Origin of the sequence: Acinetobacter junii (genome assembly GCF_018336855.1) — a bacterium.
GTDB lineage: Bacteria > Pseudomonadota > Gammaproteobacteria > Pseudomonadales > Moraxellaceae > Acinetobacter > Acinetobacter junii.
In genome coordinates, this window is sequence record NZ_CP059558.1 from 3,042,793 (window position 1) to 3,055,939 (window position 13,147).

11 protein-coding genes are annotated in these 13,147 nt (G+C 37.3%); 4 read left to right on the top strand and 7 right to left on the bottom strand.

The window, feature by feature from the left end:
• Nucleotides 1-36: 36 nt before the first annotated feature.
• The 5 genes from H2677_RS14085 to H2677_RS14105 form a co-directional block, all read right to left on the bottom strand.
• Nucleotides 37-900 carry a hypothetical protein gene (locus H2677_RS14085; RefSeq protein WP_212638788.1) on the bottom strand — a complete coding sequence of 288 codons (864 nt, stop codon included), beginning with the start codon at nucleotides 898-900 and terminating at the stop codon, nucleotides 37-39.
• A gap of 123 nt (nucleotides 901-1,023) precedes the next feature.
• The gene (locus H2677_RS14090; protein ID WP_212638789.1) at nucleotides 1,024-1,443 is read right to left on the bottom strand and encodes a PH domain-containing protein; all 420 of its coding nucleotides are present in this window, start codon (nucleotides 1,441-1,443) and stop codon (nucleotides 1,024-1,026) included.
• Between the two features lie 90 nt (nucleotides 1,444-1,533).
• Nucleotides 1,534-2,448: a lipid A hydroxylase LpxO gene (gene lpxO / locus H2677_RS14095; protein ID WP_004957454.1), complete on the bottom strand. Its 915-nt coding sequence runs from the start codon at nucleotides 2,446-2,448 to the stop codon at nucleotides 1,534-1,536.
• 143 nt (nucleotides 2,449-2,591) lie between these two features.
• Nucleotides 2,592-3,650 (bottom strand): diguanylate cyclase domain-containing protein, encoded by a 1,059-nt coding sequence (locus H2677_RS14100; RefSeq protein WP_004957450.1) that lies wholly within the window; start codon nucleotides 3,648-3,650, stop codon nucleotides 2,592-2,594.
• A 407-nt stretch (nucleotides 3,651-4,057) separates the two neighbouring features.
• Nucleotides 4,058-5,029, bottom strand: a complete 972-nt coding sequence (locus H2677_RS14105; protein ID WP_212638790.1) for a hypothetical protein — start codon at nucleotides 5,027-5,029, stop codon at nucleotides 4,058-4,060.
• A gap of 481 nt (nucleotides 5,030-5,510) precedes the next feature.
• On the opposite strand from H2677_RS14105, the gene fadB reads away from it, so the two are divergent.
• The 3 genes from fadB to H2677_RS14120 all read left to right on the top strand — a co-directional run bounded on the left by fadB (nucleotide 5,511) and on the right by H2677_RS14120 (nucleotide 9,638).
• The gene (gene fadB / locus H2677_RS14110) at nucleotides 5,511-7,664 is read left to right on the top strand and encodes a fatty acid oxidation complex subunit alpha FadB (protein WP_212639620.1); all 2,154 of its coding nucleotides are present in this window, start codon (nucleotides 5,511-5,513) and stop codon (nucleotides 7,662-7,664) included.
• A gap of 12 nt (nucleotides 7,665-7,676) precedes the next feature.
• Entirely contained in the window at nucleotides 7,677-8,849 is a 1,173-nt protein-coding gene (gene fadA, locus H2677_RS14115; protein ID WP_004756315.1) for an acetyl-CoA C-acyltransferase FadA, read from the top strand.
• 165 nt (nucleotides 8,850-9,014) lie between these two features.
• A complete protein-coding gene (locus H2677_RS14120) occupies nucleotides 9,015-9,638 on the top strand; it encodes a PH domain-containing protein (RefSeq protein ID WP_004777818.1) in 624 nt (207 codons plus the stop codon).
• Between the two features lie 56 nt (nucleotides 9,639-9,694).
• Here H2677_RS14120 and H2677_RS14125 read toward each other — a convergent pair whose 3' ends face one another.
• On the bottom strand, nucleotides 9,695-10,207 hold the full coding sequence (locus H2677_RS14125; RefSeq protein ID WP_004916891.1) for a hypothetical protein: 513 nt from the start codon (nucleotides 10,205-10,207) through the stop codon (nucleotides 9,695-9,697).
• A 300-nt stretch (nucleotides 10,208-10,507) separates the two neighbouring features.
• On the opposite strand from H2677_RS14125, the gene H2677_RS14130 reads away from it, so the two are divergent.
• Entirely contained in the window at nucleotides 10,508-11,206 is a 699-nt protein-coding gene (locus H2677_RS14130; RefSeq protein WP_212638791.1) for a YidX family protein, read from the top strand.
• An 81-nt stretch (nucleotides 11,207-11,287) separates the two neighbouring features.
• On the opposite strand, the gene H2677_RS14135 is transcribed toward H2677_RS14130, so the two are convergent.
• Nucleotides 11,288-13,093, bottom strand: a complete 1,806-nt coding sequence (locus H2677_RS14135) for an ABC transporter ATP-binding protein (protein WP_212638792.1) — start codon at nucleotides 13,091-13,093, stop codon at nucleotides 11,288-11,290.
• Nucleotides 13,094-13,147 lie beyond the last annotated feature (54 nt).

Sequence of the window (13,147 nt, forward strand, 5' to 3'; positions counted from 1 at the left end):
AATCCATCAACTGAATAGCTCAAATTACACCGATAATTAAAAAACTCGACTCAATACTTTATCAACAGTCTTAAAGGCTGACTCATTAAAGAAATCACAAGCGAGTTCATTTGTCGGAGTAATTGGATTAACCTCTCTCGTCGTATGGTAAAAACCCCAATACTCACGTGCTTGATGACGAATTCGCGTATCCGCTAAATTAAACTCTGTACTAGGTTGATATGCTGTCCATGATGCATTTTGCCAAATACCCTGATTTTGAACAGTACTACTGGTACTGACATGCGCAAGATTTTGCGTTGGATAAGATTCAATATAATCTTGAGTACTCAACTGAACTTGTTTTTGCCAACATGTTGCACCTGTAGGGAATTTATCCTGACTGGCAAACAATAGTCCTTGAATAATTTCTAGTGTTACATCGCTTATGAACGATGATGCTGTCGCTTGTCTTAAAAAATAACGTACATAGTCAGAAACCTCTAAGCCAGACAAGTCAATCTTCTTGAGCTGATAAGTAAGTTTAAATGCTGTTCTCTGTTCTAAATTATAAGGTTCATACTCTAAAACACTATCACTGAATACTGCTTTACGACCTACGATATAAGCACCAGTGGTATTTTGCGGTGGAAATATGGTTGATATCCCATTGCTAGTAATAAAGTTTCGAAGCGCTTCAGTCTGTAATTTTGGTGTTTCGGTATAAGTAATTAAAAGATCATTATTTTTATCTACTTGATACGATTTCTTTGTCAGTTTATTAGACTCATTTGCAGCTGAAAGATCATAACTATAAAAAGCTTTATTCTGAGGATCAACAGTTCCATAAATATCATCAGTTTCTTCAGTACAAGCCACTAAACTTAAAATACTTAAACTAATCAATAGCTGTTTTTTCATTATATTTTCTCATGATTTTAAATATCAAATTTTATCCAAATTATACTATCTGGTACAACTAAAAAAATATCGCTCTTTTTAAAAATAAGTTTTCTATTCAACATGAAATGCGAAATTATCAATCTATTTTTTAGTGAGTACTGACTGTATTGCCTGACAGAAAGCCTGTTTATTTTTAGGTGATACCAAAATATAAGTTGCTATACCATTCTTTTTATAATCAATGCGTAAACGATCCAAAGATAGAGCTGGGGACGAGGTCAGATGCTGTGTACTTTTAAGCTCAACAATATCCTTCTTATTTATTCTCCATTTAAACCACATCGAATGAATCGTCAGTTCATGTTCAGTCACAACATAACGAGTGTTTAAGATCGGCCACCACAGCACTACAATCGTTAGAAAGTATATAGCTGCATGCTCAGGGTATTCTTGCATGGTTCCTTTAATATACATCGTCCATAAAAACTGCAGCAGTAAACCTGTCGTCGCAATGACTATTCCCCATAACCACCAATCTATTTTTGAACGAAATGTCTGCATATTTGTACCTCGATAAAATTCACTCATTTAAACGTATTTTATAACGAGAGCAAATAAAAAACGCCCTGTCGGGCGTTTTGATTTCACTCATTAAAATACATAGGGACGTATAAAAATAAGGAAGAATAATCCTAACATTAAGAACCACTTTAAAAAGTAATAAAGTTGGCGGTTTGATTTCTTTAATGCTTTGGCTTTAATTCGGATTTGGTAAACATAACCAAAAACTTTATTTAAACCACCTGTTTGGTCACCTGCTTCATTAGGTGAACTCGCAGCAGTCATCACACTTTTACCAAACCAGTGATTAAACTTTTCCATAAAACGCGTCTTTAATGGACGCTCTACATCAGCGAAAAAGATAATACGGTTTTGATCTGTTTTATTTTCAGCGTAGTGAATGTAGGTTTCATCAAACACAACGCTTTCACCATCACGCCATGAATAACGTTCGCCATCCACATCAATAAAGCAACGGTCATCATTTGGTGTAATCAAACCTAAATGATAACGCAACGAACCTGCATAAGGGTCACGATGTCGTACCAAACGACTATCTGGTGCCAACTCGGTAAACATCGCAGCTTTAATACTTGGCAATGTTTTCAACAAAGCCGTCGTTTTTGGGCAAAGCTCAGCAGCTGACGGATGCGCAGAATCGTACCATTTAAGATAAAAACGCTTCCAACCTGTTTTAAAAAATGAGTTAAAACCTAAATCATCGTAGCTACTTGAAGCTTTAATCCCACCCTTGTCGTATAAAGCTTTCGCCTCATCACGAATCATTTCCCAATTTTCATCTAAAATTTTTAGGTCTTTGAAATATTGAGTATCGATATAAGGTTGATTCGGTACTTTAGAAAACATGTACATTAAGAAATTAATCGGTGCGAGCACAGTAGAATGGTCAAAAAATTGACGATAAAACGAGTGCTTAACTTTACCACGACGCTGAATATACAACGCCGAAATGATAAAGATCGCTAATATGATCCATTTAATCATTGATATCGGCACTTAAAAATTAATCGCCAAATTTTAACACCATCCCTCACAATTTCTAGCCGCTTTTACTCAAACTCAGACGTAGATAGCAAGTTATTTTTTTTTAATTCTATTTTTCAAAAACTTAATAACTTTTTTAAAAACTATATTTTTGTTTTACGCTCTTTTTTCACCTGATACATTCTCGCATCAGCTTCATGGATTAAGGTTGTTGCATCAATATACCCTTCAACATGATCGGTTTGTTTGACACCGATACTCAAGCTAATTGAAGGTTCTATTTGGCGAATATATTGCTCCAAACGAGGTACAAAACTCTCTATCGCTTGAGACTCTGTACATCTTGGGAAAATGATACAAAATTCATCACCTCCGCATCGGAAACAATGATCATCAAGTCGAGCAACATAGCGGATACCATCTGCCACTATTTTTAAAATTTGATCGCCACGTGGGTGCCCAAATGTATCGTTAATCATTTTGAAATCATTAATATCAATAAATACCACCGTCACAGGTTCTAATGTGTGTTCAGCCGTACATATGGTTGCATTCAAAATACTATTTAAATGTCGAACATTCAGTAAACCTGTCAGAGGGTCGGTTTGTGACAATGCTTCCATTTGTTGTGCGCGATCTTCGAGGACATTGGCGTATTGTTCAATTTTCTCTTTAGACGATTTGATTTCACTGACTAAACTCCAAACATAGGTTTCAACAACTAAAGAAATATCAAACATAAATAGTTTTTCTAGAGTTTGCACAACTTGATGATATTCATCTGTATGTCCAATTTGCTCATACACCAAAGTCATTAATCTAGTTTTGAGATGATAAATCGCCGATAAATATAATTTGGGTTCTACACCGATCCGTTTATGCACTAAACCAATCCTTAGACGGTTGTTAACGTAATTGGCATCATAAGTCCCAGAAAATAACTCAGTGACGTATTGTCGTTGCGCACGTTGTAAACGAGATAAGGTATCTACATCTCCAATCAAAGTTGCAATTTCGGCTACTGAAGTTTGTTGTTGATAAAACTCCATAACAACTTGATCAAATAAAGGCTCAAGCTTTATGCCTAGTTGAACCAACTGTAGAAGTTCTTTATTCGTCAACGACAATAAAGATTTTCGATACTCTATTTCCTCTGAGGAAATATGCATTTGTTTCATCAAGGTTTGGTCTGTTGGTTTCATCCTGACACCTCTCATCCCCAAACAAGATTATCGAGAATCGAATTGGATTGATTTTCAGTTCTATCTTGTTCTGAGTGTGCAAACCATCTTTAGATTAAATTCTAGCCTTAATTTTCACATTCCACTTCAAGCATTAACTAACATTTTTTGTCAGCTGATGACGGTGTTTCGATATGAAAAATAAATGCTGTGAATGTTTAAAAGAACCACAGCTTCCCTATTTCAAGGTTCTAGCGCTTAATGTGATTTTCTTCTCAAAATGCAGCAAGAAATAGACCAAAATAAAGAATTGAAAAGATAATTTTAAGGATTTGTTCAGAAAAAATGAAAGTGCTGAATCAGTATCAACTTAGTGATCCAAATCAGCACAGAAAACAGGTTTTATTATTTTAGGCTAAAGACAGAAATTATAGTTTTAGAATGGTATCAGCTGCAGTCTTATTGAACCAAGAACAATGCTTATCTAGTTCTTGCACAATCGCTTTTTGAGCATAATATGCCTCAACAAAAGTTGAAGAGTTCATCGCATTCAAACGTTGTTTATGCTGTGCAACCACATCACCCAGACGTACATTTTCAAAATAATTCATATCCCCCAAAACTAGTTTTCCATTGTAGTTAAGTACGACAAAATCATAGATTTGTCCGTAAGCATCGTATTCACGATAATAACGCCATGTGTAACCTTTCCATTTTCCTGTATTCACCTTATAAGTATGACCTACTTTCGCTAGTTCATATTTATATTGGCTGTCCAATTGATTGATCACTTCCGCATAATTGTCTTCCGTCATCCCTGATTCAGAAAAACTGATATATGGCTTTTCAACTTTCTCTTCTTGAACTTGATAACAATAAGAACCCTGAGGGAAAAATAGAGGACCTATTCGGTTATATGCCTGAGCTACCTTAGAATTTAGTAATTCTTCTGGAACACCAAATTTATCAAACATGACTTTATAGCTAGGATAAAAACGTTCAAAAACATTCTCTCCAGAAAGGTCAATTTTTTTGAATGTATGGTAGTAGCCCGTATTTGGCGCATCACTAAAATAGAAGTTCAATGCACTTATCGCTTTTGTTTTAGCTGTAACCCAAGTATCTGTATATATAGCATCTTCAGTTAACAAGTAATCTTCTTCTGATAAAGGCGTATAAAACTCCGTATCCTTAACAATATTATTCACATAGGAATATTCTTTAGTATATAAATGATCTTCAGCTTCTTCATATTTAACAGAATATAAATCAACAGATACATTTTCTTGTGTTGGTGATGGCTCATTATTATTTGATGAAGATCCTGAATCTCCACCACCACCACAAGCAGTTAATAAAACAGAAAGGAGAGAGCATAAAATCAATTTATTTTTTAACATAATCTTACTTTCAATAACATTTTATAACATGGTGATTTTAAATACCCACCACAAAATAGACAATCCTTTCTGTCTATATTTATGATTATTTTTTATCAAATATTCAAATCATAGTACTGATCCACTTTTTAGGATTTTTCTATGTCTACAAAAAGCTTTAATAGAACGCTATACGGACATAGCTCACTGATTTTTCTCATACAATCGTTATATTCATTTTTCATATTAAGCTTTGAATTATAATCCTGCTGAAACAGCGGAACCCATAAGCATATAATTTATAAATAAAAAATTTAAAAAAGCATGCCATCTATATTTTTGTAAAACAATAGATGACCCTAGCGTCACGGCTTGATACAACTTGTTATGTTCTTTTTGGATATAGTTATCGTAAGATTAGCGAAGCATTTTGTGTGCCTATATCCACACACACGCTTTTATGACATCAACTCAGAATCCTCCACAACAAGGGAGATCAGGCATGATCCACGCTGGCAATGCCATTACCGTCCAAATGCTTGCGGACGGAATTGCAGAATTCCGCTTTGACTTACAAGGTGAGTCGGTTAATAAATTTAACCGTGCAACCATTGAAGACTTCCAAGCAGCAATTGCTGCAGTTAAAGCCAATAACGATATTAAAGGCTTAGTTGTTACTTCTGGAAAATCAACATTTATCGTTGGTGCTGACATTACTGAATTCGGCGACAATTTCGCTGCTGGTGAACAAGCAATCATTGATTGGCTTATGCCTGTACACGAAATCTTCAATAGCTTTGAAGATTTAGAAATACCTAAAGTTGCTGCGATCAATGGCATGGCGCTTGGTGGCGGTTTTGAAATGTGCTTAGTGTGTGACTACCGTGTCATGTCTGAACAAGCACAAGTTGGCTTACCAGAAATCAAACTTGGTATCTATCCTGGTTTCGGTGGTAGCGTTCGTTTAAGCCGTTTGATCGGTATCGACAATGCTGTTGAATGGATGGCAATGGCGAATCCTAAGAAGCCTGCTGCTGCGCTTAAAGATGGTGCTGTAGATGCAGTTGTTGCTGCTGACAAACTTCAAGAAGCTGCTGTTGACTTAGTTAAACAAGCACTTGCTGGTCGTTTGAACTGGAAAGCAAAGCGTCAAGAAAAATTAGACGCAATTAAATTGAACCCACTTGAACAAATGATGGCGTTCAATACAGCGAAAGGTGCGGTTCTTGCTAAAGCAAACCCTGCACAATACCCTGCTCCTAAGTTATTGCTTGACTCATTACAAGCAGGTGCAAGCTCAACTCGTGATGACGCATTAAAAGCAGAAGCTCAAGGTTTCGCTAAAGCTGCGATCACACCACAAGCTGGCGCACTTATCGGTTTATTCATCAACGATCAAGTTGTGAAGAAAACTGCGAAAAAATATGAAAAAGGTGCTCATCCTGTAAACCAAGCAGCTGTATTAGGTGCTGGTATTATGGGTGGTGGTATTGCTTACCAAGCGGCAAGCAAAGGCACTCCAATCATCATGAAAGATATTGGTAACCCACAACTTGCATTAGGTATGAAAGAAGCGAATGGCTTGCTAACAAAGCAAGTTGAACGCAAGAAAATGAAACCTGCGCAAATGGGTGAAACCCTTGCTCGCATCCGTCCTACTTTAAGCTACGATGAGTTTAAAGAAGTGGATATCGTGATCGAAGCGGTAACGGAAAACCCTAAAGTTAAAGAAATCGTACTTGCAGATACAGAAAAGCATGTCCGTGAAAACACGATCATTGCATCTAACACGTCTACAATCTCGATTACACGCCTTGCGAAAGCATTACAACGTCCTGAAAACTTCGTTGGTATGCACTTCTTCAACCCAGTACACATGATGCCATTGGTTGAAGTTATTCGTGGTGAAAAAACTTCTGATGAAGCAATCGCAACAACTGTTGTTCTTGCTCAGAAAATGGGTAAGACACCTATCGTTGTAAACGACTGCCCAGGTTTCTTGGTAAACCGCGTATTGTTCCCTTACTTCGGTGCATTCGATCTACTCGTTAAAGACGGTGCTGACTTCCAGCAAGTTGATAATGTAATGGCGAAATTCGGTTGGCCTATGGGTCCTGCATACTTGATCGACGTTGTTGGTATCGATACAGGTGTACATGGTGCAGAAGTGATGGCTGAAGGTTTCCCTGACCGTATGAAGCCAGATTACAAAGGTTCTATCCAAGCGATGTACGAAGCAAAACGTCTTGGTCAAAAGAACGATGTTGGTTTCTACAAATATGTGTTAGACAAGAAAGGTAAGAAAGCGAAAACTGTTGACCCAACAGCTTACGAAATCATTGCGCCTTTCGTAACTGGCGAAAAACGTGAATTTGATCCACAAGAAATCATTGACCGTATGATGCTTGCTTTCTGTAACGAAACAGTTCGTTGCTTAGAAGACAACATCGTTGCAACTGCTTCTGAAGCAGATATGGCGATGATCATGGGTGTAGGTTTCCCTCCATTCCGTGGTGGTCCATGCCGTTATATCGACCAAACTGGTGTTGCTGAATACGTTGCGCTTTGCGACAAATATGCACACTTAGGTAAAGCTTATGAAGCGCCACAAATGTTGCGTGACATGGCTGCTAACAACAAAAAATTCTACGGTTAAGGAGCGACGTGAATGGCTACTTTAAATCCACGTGACGTTGTGATTGTTGATGGCGTTCGTTCTGCCATGGGCAAATCACGTAACGGTATGTTCCGCAATGTACGTGCCGACAGTTTATCTGCTGAATTAGTACGTGCACTTGTTGCTCGTAACCAATTTGATACCAACGAAGTTGAAGACATCATTTGGGGTTGTGTAAACCAAACTTTAGAGCAAGGTATGAACATTGCTCGTAATATTGGTTTATTGGCTGATATTCCAAAGACTGCTGGCGGTCAAACCGTTAACCGTCTTTGTGGTTCTTCTATGCAAGCACTTCATACTGCTGCTGCACAAATTGCGACCAACCAAGGTGACATCTTCATCATCGGTGGTGTAGAGCATATGGGTCACGTAGGTATGATGCACGGCATCGACCTTAACCCTGAAGCATCTAAACACTATGCAAAAGCATCTAACATGATGGGCTTAACTGCTGAAATGTTAGGTCGTATGAACGGTATCTCTCGTGAAGAACAAGATGCGTTCGGTGTTGAATCTCACCGTCGTGCATGGGCTGCAACACAAGAAGGTCGTTTTAAAAACGAAATCGTTGGTGTTGAAGGTCATGATGCAAATGGTTTCAAAATCCTTTGCGACATCGACGAAGTGATTCGTGCTGACGCAAACCTTGAAGCATTCAAAGCGTTGAAACCAGTTTTCGACCCTAAAGGTGGTTCAGTAACAGCAGCAACTTCTTCTGCTCTTTCTGACGGTGCTTCTGCAATGTTAGTTATGTCTGCTGAACGTGCTCAAGCGCTTGGTTTAAAACCACGTGCTGTGATTCGTTCTATGGCTATTGCAGGATGTGATGCTGCGATCATGGGTTACGGTCCAGTTCCAGCAACTCAAAAAGCGCTTAAACGTGCTGGTTTAACGATGGCGGATATCCAAACTATCGAATTAAACGAAGCATTTGCTGCTCAAGGCTTATCAGTAATGAAAGGCTTAGGTGTTTATGACAAACAAGACATCATCAACTTGAATGGTGGTGCGATTGCATTGGGTCACCCATTGGGCTGTTCTGGTGCTCGTATCACTACAACATTGTTGAACGTGATGGAACAACAAGATACACAAATCGGTCTTGCGACTATGTGTATCGGTCTTGGTCAAGGTATCGCCACAATTATCGAACGTGTTTAATCGACACTGAGATAAAAGAAAAATCCCCGCCATGTGCGGGGATTTTTTTATAACCAATTCTATTTATTAGAGAATTTAAAACAGTGATCCATCCCAAAAAGTCTATAGACAAACAAATTGGCATCAGATTAATATCGGATTTCCAAAAATTATAAGGCTCTAACAATGTTTAAAAATATGGCAGCAGATTTAATGGGGACAAGTGACATTGGTCGGATCATCGAACCAAGAGACTATGACAAAACAGATATTGATGACTATATTTTTCATGAAGATAACGAAAAAATCTTTTTCCTGATCAAAGCCAAAACTGATGAATATTGTTTCACAAACTCTGCTTTCATTCATCTCGATGGTACAAGTGCTGTAAGTAAAAAACGTACTTTAAACCGATATCCCTACAAACATTATCAAATCAGTCATGTTCAGCTCGAAACTGCAGGTACAGTAGACCGTGATGTAGAACTCAAGTTCCATCTAGGCGGTGCAGCATATTCAATTGATATTGAAAAATCACAAATTGAAAAAGTGCGCGATTTATATAAAGCACTGTTTAGCATTGGTGAGGCTTGTAAAGAAATCGAGCGCCAATCATCATTGCTTTTTTCAACACAACAAGCTGTAAATAATATGTTCTCGTTGCGTGAACTTCCTGAGCAAGTGTTATTAAATTTACCAAGTATCATTTCGCAAACAACGATTCAAGTTGAAACAAAACTGACTGAGCATCGTAAAAAGATTGAAAACTATGATTTTTCTTCAATTTTTGAGCGTTATATAAAAGAATAAATAAAAAAATCCCCGTACCATTACGGGGATTTTTTTATCTCAACATATGATTTAAGTTAACGTGTTAGAAAGTTCTGAGGTGTTTTCAAACCCGCTTCAATTTGTTGTTGTAATTTTAATAGATCATCCAAACTTACTTTTATTGTGCCTTCACGAAATGCATTCGCATTATCCCGATTAATATTGAGGGGTTCTAACATTTTGAAGACCCCATTACTTGGATTAGATGACTGAAAGCCCATCGCAACAGCCATAATGTAATCTTCTAAAAAAGGTGAAACTTGAGATAAATCAGGCTGTACGGTTCTCGGCTGATAATCCATCGAAGTTGTGACTTCGGTGAGTTGAGCATTTTGAATATCAGTCTGCTGCTTGTTTATATAATGTTGTAGGGCTTGGCGGACTTTGATATCTTCCTGAAAAGGAACCAATCCAACCTCTTCACGTAGCTCTGATTCTGCCATGATCCGAATCGTAGGCAAAGAACCTACCTGTTCTTCGGCTTGAACAGTGGCAATACCGATATAAGTTAACATCGTAATCAGCAATGATCGTTTGAGTAAGTTCATTTCTGCTCCAAAACTCAGTCATCAAATCCGTGATGAGATTAAATAAAAGCATCTACCTATAGGCTACAACAAAGTGCTGTTTTATTCAGCAGAGGTCAGATAAACGGTAAATTTCATTAAAATTTTAAACTTTAGATAAAAAAAATTAAAATAGACTCATCTGTTAGATGTTTGTAAAAAATCAAATTTCAATGCCAAAAAACCTCGCATATATCGCCTTTTTTGATTATTGTCCTATGAGCTATTTTCATTTTTTTGTTCTTTTTTAAATTTAAAATTCAAAATATTAGGAGTAAATGGATGTCTTCAACATCAGCAAAAATAACAATGATCTGCATGCTAACAGGCATTGCTTTAACTGGATGTGCAACTAAAACCCTTATTACTAAAGACAGTAAAACATATACCCGTACTGAACGTGTCATGTTAGTTGAGGACAATGTCGTTGCATTCGGACGACCTGCGCAAGCATCTGCGAACTTACCGAAAGACAGTATTGTGATTGCAGGGCAAAAAAACAGTTATATCCTGACGCAAGGCGGCACTCAGTTTGTCACTTTGATCAATAAACTTGATCCTAAAAACATTCAAATCACCAGAGAACTAAACTTCTATTCGGAAAAGAATGATGGAAATTTCTCAGGTACATTGCCGCTGTCTTATGTAAAACTCAAAGAAGACCTGAGCAAAAAGGACTTAGAGTTTTTCATAGAGAATGGTGCCAAAGAATGTTCATCATCTAGTGACGAACGTATGCAAGCACAACGCTTTTGTTTTGATATTAAATTGGCGGGGGTAGTCTACCCTGCCGCAAACAATCTCAGTTCATTAAAAGCATTGAGTAAACCTTATCAAGTCTCGTTTTATACCCACAAACAAGAAACTTATAGCTCAAAATCAGGTATGAATCCTTTTGAAAAACTCGTTTTATTGCCATTTGCAGTGGCGATTGATGTAGTGAGCTTACCGTTCCAAGCAGCTGAAAAGATTTTTGATTAAATAAAAATAGGTCTTTGATCATTGTTCTGAAAGATGCTCAAAGACCTTCCTACTATGTTGATTCTAAATCAATGTGTTATATCAACTATGTGTTTCTTCTTCGCCTTCATTATCAAAAGTTTTAGCGATCTTTTCGATATTTAGGCTTTTTGCCATCGCATCAAAAATATCTTTATATACACCCTGTTGCTGATAAAGTTGATGATGTTCACCATGCTCAACTATGGCACCATCTTGCATGACATAGGTGTAGTCAGCATCAATAATCTGAGAAAGACTATGAGAGATAATAATCACAGTTCGCCCTTGTTTGATTTCATCTAAACTGTGCTTAATCTGCTCTGTTGCGATTGCATCCAAACTCGCTGTCGGTTCATCTAGAAAAATAATCGGCGGATCTTTCAGAAACATACGTGCTATTGCGATTCGTTGCTGTTGTCCACCAGACAATAACAATGCATCAGATTGATAACCTTTAGGTAACTTTAAAATTTGTTCATGGATTGATGCTTTTTTAGCAGCTTGGATAATTTCGTCTTCACTTGCATCCATTTTTCCATAGCAAATATTGTCTTGTATCGTGCCCTGAAAGATATGATTTTTTTGCAGCACTAAACCAATATGATCTCGCAAATATTGAGTATCCATATCATTCAAATCAATACCATCCAACAGAATTTGTCCTGTCTGCGGTAAATAAAATTTATCTAATAAGCTGATTAAAGTCGATTTGCCTGCACCAGATAATCCTACCAGTGCTGTAATTTTATTGGGTTGTATGGTCATACTAATTTCTTTAAGCGCATGATAACCATTTGGATAGAAAAAATCGACCTGTTTTAACTCAAACTTTCCACTGAGTTGTGAAGGTTTCTGCTGTCCTGAAGTTTCAATCTCATTATCCGCCTCAAGAATCTGAAAAAAACTTTCCGCATAAATCATGGCATCATTAACCTCATCATAAATACGATGCAATGAGCGAATAGGAGCTGAAACATTATTAAATAGCAAAATATGAAACATAATCATCCCGATACTCATGTCGCCAATCAACACAAAATACGCGGTGAGGATAATGATAAAAACGATCCCAATTTGCTCAGTAAAAGTTTTAACGCCATCAAAAATAAAACTAATTTGACGCGTGTGCATCTGATTATCGGTAAGCTGCTTTTGTAAGATCAGTTGTTTTTCAGCTTCAACTTGTTCACGGTTAAACGACTTAATAACTGTAATCGAATTAATAATACTCAGAATACCCTGACTTTTCCGCTCACGACCATCTCTTAAACTCCGTCTTACTCCACCTAATTTCTGCGCTTGTTTAAAGGTCAACCAAAAATAAATCGGCACGATACTTAGGGCGACTAGTCCGATCCAAAAATTAGCATAGAACATCAAACCCAATGCGAGAATCGCGCTACTGAATAAAGGCAAAATGTCGATAAAGAAGATTTGAATCAAACGTGTAATCGAACCAATACCACGATCAATACGAGTTTGTAATTTTCCCGCTTGATTGTCATCTTGAGTGAAAAATGAAAGCCGATAGGTCAGAAATTTCTCAATAATTGCTTGGGCAACATCTTGTGACACCATGATTCTGAGACGTTCACCAAATAACTTTTGCCCAAACTGAATCAAAGTACTGATAATTTCTTTACTAAGTAAAATAACACTGATCGTTACTAAAATATGCCAACCTTGAGTAAGACCATCTCCCGCTTCTACTAAACGATTGATTTGATCAACAGCATATTGCAGCGTTAAAGCATTAACCTGAGCGGTCAATGCTCCAATCAAAGTCAGGATTAAGGTGATTATCACCAATAGTCTGTAAGGCTTCACAAAAGGTCGAACTTTGCTAAAAAGTTGCCATAGATTCATGTTTTTAACGTCAGCTCTCCTCAAAAACTTTTAATTTAGTTCAAACCATTATCG